The organism is Brevundimonas sp. (genome assembly GCF_041648055.1).
Taxonomy (GTDB): domain Bacteria; phylum Pseudomonadota; class Alphaproteobacteria; order Caulobacterales; family Caulobacteraceae; genus Brevundimonas.
The window spans coordinates 182550-198130 of record NZ_JBAZPS010000003.1; the positions used below are offsets into that span (position 1 = coordinate 182550).

General features: G+C 66.0%; 16 protein-coding genes. 5 read left to right on the forward strand and 11 right to left on the reverse strand.

The features are described 5' to 3' along the window. Positions 1-12 precede the first annotated feature (12 nt). Positions 13-480, reverse strand: coding sequence for a Holliday junction resolvase RuvX (gene ruvX, locus WC585_RS08985; RefSeq protein WP_373257484.1), 468 nt, complete (start codon positions 478-480; stop codon positions 13-15). Positions 481-606: 126 nt separating this feature from the next. On the opposite strand from ruvX, the gene gatC reads away from it, so the two are divergent. The 3 genes from gatC to gatB are packed head-to-tail and all read left to right on the forward strand — an operon-like array spanning position 607 to position 3864. Beyond that, entirely contained in the window at positions 607-894 is a 288-nt protein-coding gene (gatC, locus tag WC585_RS08990; protein WP_373257486.1) for an Asp-tRNA(Asn)/Glu-tRNA(Gln) amidotransferase subunit GatC, read from the forward strand. A gap of 1 nt (position 895) precedes the next feature. Continuing rightward, positions 896-2374: an Asp-tRNA(Asn)/Glu-tRNA(Gln) amidotransferase subunit GatA gene (gene gatA / locus WC585_RS08995; protein ID WP_373257488.1), complete on the forward strand. Its 1479-nt coding sequence runs from the start codon at positions 896-898 to the stop codon at positions 2372-2374. Then, a complete protein-coding gene (gene gatB, locus WC585_RS09000; RefSeq protein ID WP_373257489.1) occupies positions 2371-3864 on the forward strand; it encodes an Asp-tRNA(Asn)/Glu-tRNA(Gln) amidotransferase subunit GatB in 1494 nt (497 codons plus the stop codon). The genes gatA and gatB overlap by 4 nt, the downstream gene beginning before the upstream one ends. On the opposite strand, the gene pip is transcribed toward gatB, so the two are convergent. Both pip and WC585_RS09010 read right to left on the reverse strand, forming a co-directional pair. After that, positions 3861-4832: a prolyl aminopeptidase gene (gene pip / locus WC585_RS09005; RefSeq protein WP_373257490.1), complete on the reverse strand. Its 972-nt coding sequence runs from the start codon at positions 4830-4832 to the stop codon at positions 3861-3863. The genes gatB and pip overlap by 4 nt on opposite strands. A gap of 29 nt (positions 4833-4861) precedes the next feature. Then, positions 4862-5233, reverse strand: a complete 372-nt coding sequence (locus WC585_RS09010) for a DUF423 domain-containing protein (protein ID WP_373257491.1) — start codon at positions 5231-5233, stop codon at positions 4862-4864. A 50-nt stretch (positions 5234-5283) separates the two neighbouring features. Between WC585_RS09010 and WC585_RS09015 the strand changes: the two genes are divergently transcribed. Next, entirely contained in the window at positions 5284-6495 is a 1212-nt protein-coding gene (locus WC585_RS09015) for an MFS transporter (protein WP_373257492.1), read from the forward strand. On the opposite strand, the gene WC585_RS09020 is transcribed toward WC585_RS09015, so the two are convergent. The 3 genes from WC585_RS09020 to WC585_RS09030 form a co-directional block, all read right to left on the reverse strand. Next, complete coding sequence (locus tag WC585_RS09020; RefSeq protein WP_373257493.1) at positions 6431-7030, reverse strand: hypothetical protein; 600 nt, start codon at positions 7028-7030, stop codon at positions 6431-6433. The genes WC585_RS09015 and WC585_RS09020 overlap by 65 nt on opposite strands. Positions 7031-7120: 90 nt before the next feature. Continuing rightward, complete coding sequence (locus tag WC585_RS09025) at positions 7121-9652, reverse strand: tipN (protein WP_373257494.1); 2532 nt, start codon at positions 9650-9652, stop codon at positions 7121-7123. A 116-nt stretch (positions 9653-9768) separates the two neighbouring features. Beyond that, positions 9769-9957 carry a hypothetical protein gene (locus WC585_RS09030; RefSeq protein WP_373257495.1) on the reverse strand — a complete coding sequence of 63 codons (189 nt, stop codon included), beginning with the start codon at positions 9955-9957 and terminating at the stop codon, positions 9769-9771. 134 nt (positions 9958-10091) lie between these two features. Between WC585_RS09030 and WC585_RS09035 the strand changes: the two genes are divergently transcribed. Beyond that, positions 10092-11540 (forward strand): phospholipase D-like domain-containing protein, encoded by a 1449-nt coding sequence (locus tag WC585_RS09035; protein ID WP_373257496.1) that lies wholly within the window; start codon positions 10092-10094, stop codon positions 11538-11540. On the opposite strand, the gene WC585_RS09040 is transcribed toward WC585_RS09035, so the two are convergent. From WC585_RS09040 to WC585_RS09060, 5 genes are all read right to left on the reverse strand, one after another. Then, positions 11482-12264 carry an endonuclease/exonuclease/phosphatase family protein gene (locus tag WC585_RS09040; protein WP_373257497.1) on the reverse strand — a complete coding sequence of 261 codons (783 nt, stop codon included), beginning with the start codon at positions 12262-12264 and terminating at the stop codon, positions 11482-11484. The two genes, WC585_RS09035 and WC585_RS09040, sit on opposite strands and share 59 nt — an antisense overlap. A gap of 79 nt (positions 12265-12343) precedes the next feature. Next, positions 12344-13036, reverse strand: a complete 693-nt coding sequence (locus WC585_RS09045) for a TPM domain-containing protein (RefSeq protein ID WP_373257498.1) — start codon at positions 13034-13036, stop codon at positions 12344-12346. After that, complete coding sequence (locus WC585_RS09050; protein WP_373257499.1) at positions 13030-13854, reverse strand: YgcG family protein; 825 nt, start codon at positions 13852-13854, stop codon at positions 13030-13032. The genes WC585_RS09045 and WC585_RS09050 overlap by 7 nt, the downstream gene beginning before the upstream one ends. 11 nt (positions 13855-13865) lie before the next feature. Beyond that, positions 13866-14546, reverse strand: a complete 681-nt coding sequence (locus tag WC585_RS09055) for a LemA family protein (RefSeq protein ID WP_373257500.1) — start codon at positions 14544-14546, stop codon at positions 13866-13868. A 52-nt stretch (positions 14547-14598) separates the two neighbouring features. Next, positions 14599-15522, reverse strand: coding sequence for a bifunctional methylenetetrahydrofolate dehydrogenase/methenyltetrahydrofolate cyclohydrolase (locus WC585_RS09060; RefSeq protein ID WP_373257501.1), 924 nt, complete (start codon positions 15520-15522; stop codon positions 14599-14601). Between the last annotated feature and the right edge of the window lie 59 nt (positions 15523-15581).

The window sequence follows — 15581 nt, forward strand, 5'->3', positions numbered from 1 at the left end:
CTATAGGGCCAGTCAGGCGGGAGGGGAAGCGCGCAGCCGGTCCAGCGCCCCCTGCAATATCCAGGCGGCGGCCGTGCGGTCTACCACATTGGCCCGGCGCTTGCGGTTCAGGTCCAGGTCCTCGATCAGGAACCGCTCCACCGCACTGGTCGACAGCCGCTCGTCCTGGAAGGCGTAGGGCACGGGTCGCAACCGCTGCAGATTGCGCGCAAAGGCCCGGCACGACTGGGCGCGTGGCCCTTCGGTGCCGTCCATGTTCAGCGGCAGGCCGATGACCAGTCCCGACACGCTGCGTCCGTTCATGATCTTGAACAGGGCCTCGGCATCCTGGGTGAACTTGACCTTGCGGATCAGCGACAGCGGGCTGGCGATCATGCGGCTGGTGTCGGACACCGCCACGCCGATGGTCTTTTCGCCCAGATCCAGCCCCAGCCAGGCGGTTCCCGGAGGCGTCGATTCGGACAGGGCTTGAAGGGTCATTTCACTCACCGCGCGGCGGTAGGCGCACACGGCCCCGCTGTCAAAGCCGTTGCGGCGTCTGAATCCTTGTGAAATCCAGTCGGGGCCGCTAATCCCGCCCGCTTGGAACTGTTTCTGGAGGGCCGCATGGCCATCGACGCCGCGACGGTGCGCAAGGTCGCCCACCTCGCCCGCATCAAGACCCCCGAAGACCGGCTGGAGCCGCTGGCCAAGGAGCTGAACGGCATCCTGGCCTGGATCGAACAGCTGGACGAGGTCGATATCGACGGCGTCGAGCCCATGACCTCCAATGTGGCCCAGCCCATGCGCCTGCGCGACGACGTCGTCACCGATGGCGGCAAGGTCGAGGCTGTCCTGTCCAATGCGCCGCGGTACGCCGACGGCTTCTTCGTCGTGCCCAAGGTGGTCGAATAGTATGTCCGACCTGACCAAACTGACCCTCAAGGCTGCCCTCGACGGCCTCAAGGCCCGCGACTTCTCCTCCGAGGAAATCACCCGCGCCTTAGTCGCCAACATCGACGCCGCCAATCCGACGCTGAACGCTTTCGTGGTCCAGACCACGGACAAGGCGCTGGAGATGGCGCGGGCCTCCGATGCTCGCCTGGCCAAGGGCGAGGGCGGGGCGCTGGAAGGCGCGCCGCTGGGCATCAAGGACCTGTTCTGCACCCAGGGCGTCCAGACGACGGCCGGATCCAACATGCTGCGCGGCTTCGTGCCGCCGTATGAATCGACCGTCACGTCCAACCTGTGGGCCGACGGCGCGGTCATGCTGGGCAAGCTGAACATGGACGAGTTCGCCATGGGCTCGTCCAACGAAACCTCGGCCTTCGGTCCGGTGAAGAACCCGTGGAAGTCAAAGACCTCCAATGCCGAACTGACACCGGGCGGCTCGTCCGGCGGTTCGGCCTCGGCGGTCGCGGGCGACCTGTGCCTGGCCGCCACGGCGTCGGACACCGGCGGCTCGATCCGCCAGCCCGCTGCCTTCACCGGCACCGTCGGGATCAAGCCCACCTACGGCCGCGCCAGCCGCTTCGGCATGGTGGCCTTCGCCAGTTCGCTGGACCAGGCCGGGCCGATCACGAAGACGGTCGAGGACGCCGCCATCCTGCTGCGCTCCATGTGCTCGTTTGACGCCAAGGACGCGACGAGTCTCGACATTGAAACGCCCGACTGGACCCAGTCTCTGGGCAAGTCGGTCAAGGGCCTGCGCATCGGCGTGCCCGCCGAATATGTCGTCGACGGCATGCCCGCCGAGATCCAGGCGTTGTGGGATCAGGGGATTGCCTGGCTGAAGGCCGCGGGCTGCGAGATCGTGCCGATCAGCCTGCCGCACACCAAATATGCCCTGCCGGCCTATTATATCATCGCCCCGGCCGAGGCCTCGTCCAACCTGGCCCGCTATGACGGCATGCGTTTCGGCCACCGCGCCGAAGGCACGACCAGCCTGACGGACCTGTACGAAACCAGCCGCGCCGAGGGCTTCGGCAAGGAGGTCCAGCGCCGCCTGACCATCGGGGCCTATGTACTGTCGGCCGGATTCTATGACGCCTATTACGTTCGCGCCTTGAAGGTCCGCCGCCGCATAGCCGAGGACTTCGACAACGTCTGGGACAAGGTCGACGCCATCGTCACCCCATCGACGCCGTCGGCGGCCTTTGCGCTGGGCGACAAGCAGATCGATCCGCTGCAGATGTATCTGAACGACATCTTCACCGTGACCGCCAACCTGGCGGGCCTGCCGGGCATTTCCGTGCCTGCGGGCCTGGACAGCGGCGGCCTGCCGCTGGGTCTTCAGGTCATTGGTAAGGCCTTGGACGAGGCGACGGTGTTCCAGGTGGCGAGTGCGCTGGAAGATGCGGCGGGCTTTGTGGCCAAGCCAGAGAAGTGGTGGTGAGCGTGACTGACAAACTCATCCAGGGCCGCACGGGTGCCTGGGAAATCGTCATGGGGCTGGAGATCCACGCCCAGGTGGCGTCGAAGGCCAAGCTGTTCTCTGGTGCCGCCGTCGGCTTTGGCGCGGGGCCGAACGAGCAGGTGTCGCTGGTCGATGCGGGTTTCCCCGGCATGCTACCGACGCTGAACGGCCACTGCGTCGAGCAGGCCGTCCGCACCGGCCTGGGCCTCAATGCGCAGATCAACAAGCGCAGCCAGTTCGACCGCAAGAACTATTTCTACCCCGACCTGCCGACCGGCTATCAGATCAGCCAGCTTTACTTCCCCATCGTCGGCGAAGGCGTCGTCGAGGTGGAGGCCGAGGACGGTTCCTTCTTCAATGTCGGCATCGAGCGCCTGCATCTGGAGCAGGACGCGGGCAAGCTGATCCACGACTTGTCGCCGACTGAATCCTACGTCGACCTGAACCGCGCCGGGACGGCCCTGATGGAGATCGTCTCCCGCCCCGACATCCGCTCGCCGGAAGAGGCGGTCGCCTACGTCAAGAAGATCCGCACCATCCTGATCTACCTCGGCACCTGCGACGGCGACATGGAGAAGGGCAATCTGCGCGCCGACGTGAACGTGTCCGTCTGCCGCGAGGGCCAGTACGCCAAGTTCAAGGAAACCGGCGACTTCAGTCATCTGGGCACGCGCTGCGAGATCAAGAACGTCAACTCGTTCCGCTTCATTTCGCAGGCCATCAACTACGAGGCCCGTCGCCAGATCGAGATCCTGGAGGACGGCGGCAAGATCGATCAGGAGACGCGCCTGTACGATCCCACAGCCGGCGAAACCCGTTCGATGCGGTCCAAGGAAGAGGCGATGGACTATCGCTACTTCCCCGACCCCGACCTGCTGCCGCTGGAGCTGGAGCAGGCCTGGATCGACGGTATCAAGGCCGACCTGCCCGAACTGCCGGACGCCAAGCGCCGTCGCCTGATGGCCGACTATGGCCTGTCGCAATACGACGCCGTGGTGCTGATCTCCGAACAGGCCAAGGCCGACTATTTCGAAGCGGCCGCCAAGGGTCGCGACGCCAAGCTGGTGTCCAATTGGGTGACCAATGAGGTTTCCGCCCGCCTGGCCGCCGACGGCCGCGACTTCAGCGAGAACCCGCTGCCCGCCGCCCACGTCGCCCAGCTGGTCGAACTGATCGAGACCAACGTCATCTCGTCGAAGATCGCCAAGGAGGTCTTCGACCACGTCTGGAATGGCGAGGGCTCGCCGTCCGAGGTCGTCGAAAAGCACGGCCTCAAACAGGTCACCGACACCGGCGCGATCGAAAAGGCCATCGACGACATCATTGCCGCCAATCCCGACAAGGCTGCCGCCGTCGCCGAGAAGCCTCAGGCGCTCGGCTGGTTCGTCGGTCAGGTCATGAAGGCGACGGGTGGGAAGGCCAACCCGGCGGCCGTCAACGACATCCTGAAGGCGAAGCTGGGGCTTTAAAGCCCTGCCGCCCAATCTGTACCGCGGACCAGGCTGTCGATGATGCCCGGTTCGCTGGAGGCGTGGCCGGCGTCGGGGACGACGTCCAGTTTGCTCTCCGGCCAGGCACGGTGCAGGGCCCAGGCGCTGGTCATGGGGGTGACGACGTCAAAGCGCCCTTGCGCGATCCAGCAGGGCAGGTGGCGAATGCGGTGGACGTTGTTCAGCAGCCAGTTCTCCTCGGGGAAGAAGCCGCCGTTCATGAAGTACCAGCATTCGATACGGGCGAAGGCGACCGCGAAATCGGCCTCGGCGAATCGGTCGGGGCGCGCGTCCGGACCCTGGACGCTGACGGTTTCGCCCTCCCAGCTGGACCAGGCGATGGCGCAGCGGTCGCGTTCTGCCGCGTCGTCTCCGGTGAGGCGTTTGTAATAGGCCCCCATCAGGTCGTGGCGCTCATCTTCGGGGATGGGCTCCAGGAACCGCTCCCAGGCGTCGGGGAAGATGTGGGAGGCTCCGTCCTGATAGAACCAGTGCAGTTCGGGCCTGGTCAGCAGGAAGATGCCGCGCAGCACCAGCGACAGGGCGCGGTCCGGATGGGTGATGGCATAGGCCAGCGACAGGGTGGAGCCCCAGCTGCCGCCGAAGACCACCCATTTGTCGATGCCCAGCTGCTCACGCAGGCGTTCGATATCGGCGATCAGGGTCCAGGTCGTGTTGTCTTCCAGCGAGGCATTGGGACGGCTGCGACCACAGCCGCGCTGGTCCAGCATGACGATGCGGTATTTCGCGGGGTCGAAATAGCGACGCATGCCCGGATTGACCGCGCCGCCGGGCCCGCCGTGCAGCACGATGACCGGGATGCCGTCCGGATTGCCGCTCTGTTCCCAGTAGATTTCATGGACGCTGTCGGTCGCCATGAAGCCGGTCTGATAGGCCTCGATCTCGGGATAGAGGTCGCGGCGGGTTGCGGGCGCGGGAAAAGCCATACTGTAAACGGTCTTTCGTATTCGCCCGGTCAGGCGGGTTTTGAGGAAGCGCGCAGGGCGCAGACGGCCAGCATAAGCCAGGCCAGGATCATCAGCAGGCCGCCGATCGGGGCGACGGCCCCCATCGCCTTCAGGCTGAGCAGGGCGATGGCGGACAGGGCCAGCGAGAAGATCAGGCCACCTGCGGCGGCCATTCCTCCAGCAATCAGAATCAGGCGGTCACGCGACGGCCAGAGGACGCAGACGAGAGCCAGCAGGGCATGGACCATCTGATACTGGGCCCCGGTCGTCAGCAGGGTCTTGACCGCAGGACCGGCACCGTGTGCGGCGAAGGCTCCCAGGGCGACGGCCATGGCGCCGTTCAGGCAGGCGAAGGGGGCGAGCAAGCGTGACAGTATCATGGAACACTAGGTAGAGCATGGAATCAGGCGGGTCTGCTAGACCCCGACTTATGTCACCCGCCGCCCGCATGGCCCTGCAATATGTTCTGCTTTTCGCGGCCAACGGCGTGACCCTGCCGTTTGCGGGACTGTGGTTCAGCGCCCAGGGGCTGAGCGGGGCCGAGATCGGGGTGCTGCTGGCGGCCCCCATGCTGGGGCGGCTGGTGACGGGGCCTGCGCTGGCCGTCTGGGCCGACGGGTTCCAGACGCGGCGGGCACCGATCGCGATCCTGGGGGCCGTGATGGCAGCAGGCTATGCCGGGGCGGGGGTGGCGGGCGGCTTTGCGGGCTGGGCCATCGGCTGGTTCGTGGGCGCGACGGCGGCGGCGGCGTTGATCCCGCTGAGTGACGTCCTGACCCTGCGGTTGGCGGCACGACACGGGTTTACCTTCTCATTGCCTAGAGGAGCCGGTTCGGCCGCCTTCGTCCTGGCCAATCTGGGGATGGGGGCGCTGCTTCTGCGCACGCCGGTGGACGCGGTGATCGTCGCCAGTGTGGTCGCGGCCCTGGGCATTGTGCTCGTGGCCGCGGTCGTCCTGCCGAGCGAGCGTGTCACGGATGGCGCGACGGTTCGCGGTCGCGAGCGGTTCAGGGGGCTGGGTCGGCTTTTGGCCGATCCGGTCTTCATGCTCGCCATCTTCGCAGTCGGGGCGGTTCAGGCGGCGCACGCTTTCCAGTACGGCTTCTCCGCCATCCTGTGGCAGACGCAGGGTATTAGTGCCGCGGTCACGGGCCAGCTGTGGGGGTTCGGCGTGGTGGTGGAGATCGCACTGATGTGGGTCGTCGAGCCGTGGCGCAGGCGGGCCGGAATCGGGCCGTGGAGCTTGCTGGTGATCGGCTGTATCGCCTCGATTCTGCGCTGGTCATTAATGGCGATGGCTCCGCCACTTTGGGCACTATGGCCCGTGCAGGCTTTGCACGCCCTGACGTTCGCCGCGACCTTCCTGGCCGGGTTACAGTTGGTGGAGCGCCTGTCACCACCTGACGGACACACAGCGGCACAGACACTGAGCTCGGTATTGTCGGCCGGAATACTGATCGGGCTGGCCACCATGGTATCGGGGCCGCTGTATGACCGGTTCGGGGCCGGGGGCTATTGGGCGATGGCGGTTTTGTCGGCCCTGGGGCTTTGTGCGGCTTTGATGCTGCGGACCGGCCTCAGGCGGCGCGGGGCCGGGGCAGGGGTGCCAGATGCCGGGCCATGGCCTGGGCCGCAGCCTTGACGGCACGCTGTACGCGATCGTCGGGTTCGTCTACCGGCGCGCGCAACAGGCCGATGGCGGGCGTATCCATGCCCTCGGGCAGGGCGGCGAGAACGCGATACAGAAGGTAGCTGCCGACGTCGTCCTCAGTCTCAGAGCTGACGCCAGCTTTCAGGCCGGCCTCGTTCAGCTCGCGGATCATTTCGGCCACCGGTGCCGTGGCGCGGGCTACACCTGGTCCGTCGCTGTTGCCGCGATGTGTGCCGTCCAGGGACCGGTTTTCGGTTCTGATCTGGAGCCTGAAACCAGCACCCTCACGGGTCCTGCCTACCAGCAAAAGTCCTCGGCAGGCAGGAAGGGTCAGGGCTTCGGACAGCGTGACTGCCAAGGCAGTGGGTTCAGCCGGGTCGATGGCCAAGGTCCGGGCACCGGTCGGGTTCCAGGCCTCGCCTGACAGATCTTCGACCGGGTCCCAGCCGGTTTCGCCAATTTCATAGGCGCAGATGGCGATAGCCGGGCGTGTGTCCGACGCTTCTAGAGATCGGGTGTCGAGCATGGCCCCCGCCTGTGCATGACGCTACTGTGACAGAAGCCGGGACCGTGTGGGAAACAGGCCGGTTCCGTCAATACACAATCGTTCAATGGCTTAGCCCAGATCGCCGATGGCGGCATCCAGAAGCATGTAGGCTCGTCCGCCGTCCGACGTTAGCTGGCCCAGCACAGCGGCTCCATCACGCGCCGCCGCCCGTTCGGTAAGACCCCGCGAGAAGGATCGAACATAGGCTTCGGCGTCCGCGCGCATGTCAGTGTCGGTCAACACGCGACGGGACACGCTGCGCACAGCGGCAGGGGCGACCCTTCGCACGATCTGGCGAGCACGATCGGGGTCTCCGATGGTGATGGCCTGGGCGGCCTCCTCGACACGGGAGCGTGGCAGCAGGGCATTCGGGTCCACGCCCATGCGTCGAATGGCGGCGGTGATACGCTCGCCCAGGGCCTCGGCCTCGACACCGGGCATGACCGGTGTGTCGAGATCGAGCGGCTCTTCGTCGGCAGCGGAACCGTCCGGATCCGCCCAGTCAGAGGGGTTGGCGGGAGGGGAAATCGGGGCCGGAGCGGGCTCCAGCTTCAGACGACTGCGAAGTCCGAAGCCGCGCGCCTCGTCCTTGTGGGGCAGGGCTGGACGCAAGGCGGGTTCCGGCTTGGCCGGGGCCTCTGGAACAGCCGTGGCCGGTGTAGCCGTCGCGTCACGGCGGCGACTCCCAGCAGGTTCACCGGACACGACGCCCATGAGCCGGACAGCCTCCGTCAGCATGTCATAGTTGCGGCGCACGCGCTCCTGAAAGCCGAGATCGAGGGCCTCGGTATCAGATGCCGCCTTCTGGGAGGCGGCGGACAGAGCGGCCAAGCCTTGTTCGACCGAGGCGCGGACGGCTTCGACGCGAGCTTGAGCTTCTTCGGGCAGGCGTGCGGCGCGGTCGTCCAGTTCGCCGATGGTGTTGTCGATGCGAGCCAAGGCATCATTCATGCGCTCGACCGTCGATTCCAGACGCATCAAGGCGCGTTCGCCCGCCTCATCGACCATGCCGGCGGTCTCGGCGACGATCTTGCGGGCCCCGTCAATTCGAGTGTCGGCGGCGTGATCGGCCTTCTGCGCGGCCTCGAACAGGGCCTCGCCCAAGCGATCAACGCGGACCTGGGCCAGGTCGGCAGCCTCGGTCGCAGCCTGACGCGAACCCTCCGCGGTAGCCTGAAGTGCGGCCAAGGCGCGGCGTGTCTCCTCGACCAAGGCGTCGCGGGCCTCGGCCGCCAAGGCTTCGAACTTGTCGAGTGCCAGTTTCGTGGCGGCGTCGAAACCATCGGCTTCGCGCTGGGACATGTCGACCAGGGCACGGAACTGGTCGGTCGCGGCCTCCACCAGGTCCTTGATCGATTCCGTCGTGCGCTGGGTGGTGTCGCCAAGATCCTGCGTGACCGAGCGTGTCGCCGACAATTGTTCGGTCAACTGGGCGCGCTGGCTCTCGACCTGGGCCGAGAAGTCTTCCTGATCGGTGCGAAGCCCCAGTGCAGCGGTGACCAGTGCGGCGCGCTGCTGGCCCAGTCCTTCTTCGACGGACTGGATCTGTTCGGCCACACCGGCCCCGGCGTTCTCCAGACGCAGGGTCTGGCGGGCCAGGTCATCGGCGGCCACACGGGCCGCGTCCTGGGCTTCACCGGCCGCTGCGGCCAGATCGGCGGCACGCGCGGCAAGCGCAGCCTCGGCCTCCCGCAGCTGCGTCTGAGCCAGATCTGAAGCGTCGATGACCATCCGGGACTGGCGCTCGACGGCCTCGGCCACACCGGTAGCCTGGGCGTCGAGCCGGGTGCCGAGAGCATGCATTTCGGTGCGTTCAGCCCCCAACTGCTCAACCAGACGGCGGGCGGTACGGCCCGCGACGTCGGCCGCGTCGGTCAGGCGGGTGGTTTCCTGAACCAGAGCCTCGCGCAACAGGGTCATGTCGTGTCGCGCACGTTCGGCGGCGACCGAGGCCAGGTCGATGTCGTTGCGCAGCGACTGAAGCACAGTGCCTGTCTGCTGGGCTGCCAAGGCCGTAGGAGCGACCAGGGCTTCGGCCAGTTCGCGGGCACGGCGGGTCTCGGCGGCCAGTCCGGCCCCCTGACGCACCGCATGGGCCAGCATGATGGCCAGGCCTACAGGGGCCAGGGCGATCAGGGCATAGACGGCGAGACGCAGCGGCTCCAACTCGGCGGTCCCCGCGCTGACCTCGAAGGTCAGCCAGGCTGCGACTCCCGCGACCCAGGCCGCAGACGCCAGCCCGGCGATCAGATAGGGCCGACCCTCGGACGGTGTGGCGGTCTTGCGCGATCGGATCGTCGTCGGTGGGGGTGGGGTCTCGAAGGGGGCCAAGGAGCCCTCACCTGATGTCTGGATCGGGGCGGACGCTACCGGTATGACGGCATCAACCGACGCGGCGCGTTCCGCCTCTGCCATGGCCTGAGCCCGTGCCTGGGCCTGACGGGTCTGTTCTTCGGCCAGACGACGGCGACGGCGCTCTGACATTGGACGGTCGTCTTCCGAAAGTTCGGCTTCAGCCTCGACTGCAGGCCGTGGGTCGCTGTGATCCTCGACCGGATCCGGTGATGACAGGTTCAGCGGGGGCCGTTGGCGGGACTTCATGATGCGTCGAACTCGTCACGAGGGGGCATCGAGGCGCGACGCCGGGAGGACGAGGAAAACCCTAGCGGTTCAATCGACAGGGGAAAAGGCGATTCAGGTCGAAAGACGGGGGCGAATCAGCAGCTTTGCTGACGATCACGCGAGACGTCGATGACAGCCGCGCTCTGCAGGTCACCGCAGTCCCGGACCCGATGTATCTCACGATCAGTCTTGGTCGGCATGTCGACGTTCAGGCCGAATTGCGACAGGGCGACGGCCACCAGCATGGCGACAAACCCCGCGATCAACTCGATCAGCGCCTGCATCGGCGACGTCCCCTGTCAAAATGACGATGTGCATTATGCTCGCAAACTGGCGTTTGGACAATCCGTGTCGAAAGGGTGTCAGCTTAAGCATACTTGCTGGACCAGCCGTCATGGAAATCGGCTAGGGTCACGGCATGACGGACACGCGCGCACCAGGTTTCGATCCGGGACGGAATTGCTGGAGGGTCGACACAGCCCACCGGTTCGCCGTGCTGATGGAGAACGACGCCTATTTCGAAGCCTTGCGGTCATCGATCGCGAAGGCTCAGAAGTCGATCGTCATCCTGGGGTGGCAGTTTGATCCGCGCACGCGACTGGACCCGGAAAGCCACCGCCACGACCATCAGGCCCAGATCGGTCACCAGCTACGCAGACTGGTGCGGTCCAGGCCAGACCTGGACGTGCGGATGCTGATCTGGAAATCACCCTTGCTGATTGCGGCGTCCCAGGGGTTCTATCCACACAAGTCGCAACGCTGGTTTCGCAAGCGAATGGTGGAGTTCCGGCTTGATCCCGGCATTCCGGGAGCCTGTCACCATCAGAAGGTGGTGATAATCGATGACGCTGTGGCCTTCGTCGGGGGTGGAGATATCGCCACCGACCGGTGGGACACATCGGAGCATCTGGACGGCGATCCGCGCCGGTGTCAGCCGTCGGGCGTGATCTGCTCGCCCCGGCACGAGGTCATGGCGGTGATGGACGGGCCGGCGGCCAAGGCTCTGGGCGACCTGGCGCGGCACCGGTGGTTCAAATCAACGTGGGAAAGGACCGTACCGGACACGGTGACCAGCGATCCGTGGCCGGACGGGGTAGAACCCGACTTGCGCGATACGCCCGTGGCCATCGCCCGGACCGAGCCACGCTGGCATTCCAAGGTCGAGGTGCGGGAGAATGAGGCTCTGCATCTGGATCTGATCAGGAAGGCCAGACGGCTGATCTATCTTGAGAACCAGTATTTCACCTCGCCCGTGATCGCGGCCGCCCTGGCCGAGCGGCTTGAGGAGTGGGACGGTCCGGAGATCGTGCTGGTCTCGACAGGTACAAGCCCCAGCTGGTTCGACCGGATGACAATGGATACTGCACGTTCCGAGGTGCTGTACCGGCTGGAGCAGGCCGACCAGCACAACCGCTTCTTTGCCTTCACGCCCTGGACCAAAGGAGACGAGCGGATCATCGTCCATGCCAAGGTGTCGATCTATGACGACGACATCCTGAGGATCGGCTCGACCAATCTGAACAATCGCTCCTTGGGGTTCGATACAGAATGCGACATCGCGACGGAACCGGGCACAGAGGAGGGACGTGCTGCCATCGCCAGGTTCCGGCACCGGACGCTGGGCCACTGGATCGGTGTAGACACCGATGCCTTTGCCGCCGCCGAAGCCCTGAGCCAGTCGGTGGGGGAAGCCGTTTTGCGCTTCGACACCGGACGGATGAAGGTGCTGGGCGCAACAGCTCCGTCGAACATCGAACGGTTGATTGCCGAGTTCCAGCTCGGCGATCCTACCTCGACCGCAGATGCCTTCAGGCCGTGGCGTCGCCGGGTTCGGTCGCGGCGCCGGCTGCCGCTTCAGTCGGCCTGATCTCGAAATCCATCACCAGCGGCAGGTGATCCGAAGCGGCGCGTGCCAAGGGCGATCGTGGAGCCCAGATTCGTGTGGGTACGATGTCCGGCGTGACGAAGGCGTGGTCGATGCGGATGGTCGGGAAGGTCGAGGGGAAGGTCTTCACCGACGGCTTGAGTCCCAACAGGCGCTGTGCGTCGGCAAGGCCGCTGGTGAAGGTGCGGTAGGGCCGTGTGATGGAGGTGGCGTTGAAATCGCCTGTCAGGATGGTCGGCCCGACCCGTTCCGGATGTGCCAACCAGCCAGAACCGATTAAAGCTGCAGCCTGAAGCCTCTGCTCTCGCGGAACCAGTCCCAGATGGGTGTTGATGACATTCAGGGGCACACCGTCGAAGTCGATCTCGACCCAAACGGCTCCGCGCGGCTCCAGGCCGGGCACGCCGCGAATGGTCGGAAGTGCACCTGATTTGACCAGCCGTTCTGGCCGCAGGGTCAGAATAGCATCGCCGTACTCTTCCGCCTCGATCCGCATGGCCGCGTTGAAGTGGAAGGTCATGGTCAGGTCGCGCGCGATGGCCTCGGCCTGATCGACATGGCCTGTGCGCGCGCGGCCGACGTCCAGTTCCTGCAGACAGACGATGTCCGGTTCCTGTTCCGCGATCACTGCGGCGATGCGGCCGACATCCAGCCGCCGATCCGTCCCGACGCAGCGATGCACATTGTAGGTCAGCAGACGGGGCATGGGGGTCCGGATGAGCGAGCAGACGGCAGCCGTCGTATGGCCACCGATTGCGACGTGAAAGCGACGGTGCGTTGCGTGATCAGATCACGATCAGCTTGTCCTCGACTTCATTGCGATTGAAGACCTTGGGCGGGAAGTGTTGAGCCAGCACATCGCCGCACAGGCCGATCGCGGTCTCGAATCCATCGACCGGATCATTGGCCTTCAGGCCGCGAGACAGGGCTTGCACGGCCTTGGCCCAGACATCGGGATCGACACGGCTGTGGATGCCCTCATCAGCGATGACCTCGACCTGATGGTCGGCAGCGCAGGCAAACAGCAGGACACCTGTACGAGCTTCAGTCACATGCAGGCCGTGGGCAAGGAACTGTTGAAGGGCCGCACGGCGAACGCGTGCCTGCCGCACGCTGCGCGGTGTGACCCGACGACGCAAGGTGGGAATGGACGTCAACAGATAGACCACCACCAAGGTCGCAGCCTGGATCAGCGCATAGGCTGAAAGGGTCTGGGCAATGGCGACGTCGGCGAAGGCCAGATGGGCGGCTTGCCAGGCATCTGCCAATCCCGGGATCCAGCTGGGATCCATGCCGAGCGGAATGAGCGCCAAAGGCAGAATCAGTGCCGCGGCCGCGGCCCACCCCAGAGAGACGTCGCGGTATGAAGAGACTTCGCGCGCCATGACGCAGAAGATTTCACCAGACGTTCGGGTCTCGGCCTCGGCAATAGCCATGGCGATGCGCTGATATGTGTCGGGAGCCAGTTTGATCACCATCCGCCGGATGCTCCGCCACCGCCGAAGCTGCCTCCACCGCCACTGAAGCCGCCGCCACCACCAAAGCCGCCGCTGCCGAATCCGCCACCGCCCCCGCGTCCACGTGAACGCATGGCCTCGGACGCCGCCCAGATCAGAATGGGGGCCAGGCCGTCACCGCCTCGTCGTCTACGGCCCCGGTTTACGCCGCCGATCATTGCCAGAACCAGAAAGGCGAAGACCAGGGCGACGATGACGGCGATGGCTATCGGCGCTTTGGCCCTGGGGCGTTCGGCGGCTTCGGCCAATGCGCGAGCCTCGGTCGGGTCAAGGCGGAGCTGTTCGTCGATAGCATCCACGCCCTGAGTGATGCCTCGCTCGAAATTTCCCTGACGAAAAGCGGGCAGAATGGTGTTCTGAATGATCAAAGCCGACATGGCGTCGGTCAGGACAGGCTCGAGGCCGTAGCCGACCTCGATCCGGACCTTCTTCTCGTCCGGCGCGATCAGCAACAGGGCGCCGTTGTCCTTGTCCTGACGGCCGATGCCCCAGGCGCGGCCCAGTTGATAGCCATAATCCTCGATCTCATGGCCCTGAAGGCTTTCGATGGTGACGACGACGACCTGATCGGTGGTTTCGCGCTCCAGGGCCTCCAGCTTCGCCGTGATTTCCTGCTCCTTGGCCGGCGACAACAGGCGCGCGCCATCGACGACGCGGCCCTCCAGAGGCGGGAAGGTCAGCGGCGTCTGCGCCAGAGCAGGCGTCAGGCCCGCCAGGCACAGCAGGCCAGCGACGGCCAGCAGACGGCACCATCGTAACGAAGTTGGGGCCTTGAACACGGAGCTGGAGATCACTGGGCGGGTGGGGCTGAACCGGGCGTGGTGGCGGGGGCAGAGCCGCCCGGCGGTGCGGCGCTGGCGGGGTTCAGGGCGTCGAAGTTGACTGTGGGCGCGGTCTGAGCCGCCTCTGTCGCCGTGAATGGCTGCATGGGCTGAGAGCCGCCATGCACCGTCTTGGCCCAGATTACGGTCGGGAAGGTGCGCAAGGTAGTGTTGTAGTCCTGGACGGCGGCATTGTAGTCGCCGCGCGCGACGTTGATGCGGTTCTCGGTGCCCTCCACCTGGCTTTGCAGGACCAGGAAGTTCTGATTGGACTGCAGCTGCGGATAGGCCTCGACCACCAGAAGCAGACGCGACAGGGCCTGTGACAGCTGACCCTGGGCGGCTTGGAACTGCTGGAAGGCGGCGGGGTCGCTGAAGGTATCGGGGCTGACCGTCACGCCGGTGGCGCGGGCGCGGGCCTCGATCACCTGGGTCAGGGTGGTGCGTTCCTGAATGGCTGCGCCCTGAACGGTGGCGACCAGGTTGGGGACCAGGTCGGCGCGGCGCTGATAGGCGGACTGGACGTCGGCCCAGGCGCGCTTGGCATTCTCTTCCTTCGTCGGAATCGCATTGATGCCGCAACCGGCCGCGGCGGGGGTCAGGGCGACGACGGCGGCCAGGGCCATCAGGCGAGGATGAGGGCGGATCATCGATGTCTCCCGGCAAACGATGCGCCGACTATCGACACTCACGCCATGGCGATCAAGCGCTCAGATCGTCAGGGGCTATTCCGGCACTCCGGCAGGCAGCGGTATAGGTATTGGCCAGAAGGCAGGCGATGGTCATGGGGCCGACGCCGCCGGGCACGGGCGTGATCCGCCCCGCGATCTCAGCCGCTTCTTCGAAGGCGACGTCGCCGACGACGCGGGTCTTGCCCTGGGCCGCCTTGTCCGGATCGCGCGAGGGGACGCGGTTGATGCCGACATCGATGATGGTGGCTCCGGGCCGGATCCAGTCGCCCCGGATCATCTCCGGACGACCCACTGCGGCGACCAGGATGTCGGCTGTGCGGCACAGGGCGGGCAGGTCGCGGGTGCGCGAATGGGCGATGGTGACGGTGCAGCTTTCACCCAGCAGCAGTTGTGCCATCGGCTTGCCTACGATGTTGGAGCGCCCGACGATGACGGCGTTCAGCCCCGACAGATCGCCCAGTTCCGCCTTCAGCACCATCAGGCACCCCAGCGGCGTGCAGGGCACCAGGCCGGGCAGGCCGACCGCGAGGCGTCCGGCATTGACCACATGAAAGCCGTCCACGTCCTTGTCGGGGTCGATGGCCCCCAGGACGGCGGCGCTGTCGATATGGGCGGGCAGGGGCAGCTGGACCAGAATGCCGTGGATGCCGGGGTCGGCATTCAGGGTGGCGATCAGGGCCAGCAGGTCGTGCTGACCGGTGGTCTCGCCCATGCGGTGCGTTTCGGAGCGCATGCCGGCGCGAAGGGTCGTCTCGCCCTTGTTGCGGACGTAGATCTGGCTGGCGGGGTCTTCGCCCACGATGACCACGGCCAGGCCGGGCTTGATGGCGTGGGCAGCCTCCAGCCGGGCCGAGGCGGCGGCGACGCGCTCCACCAGGCCGGCGGCGAACGCCTTGCCGTCGATCAGGGAGGCGCGAGCGGGTTCGGCCGTCATGGTTTCGGCTCCGGAGTCAGGAATCGTGCGGTGCCAGCGATTTACAGACAGGCCGGTTC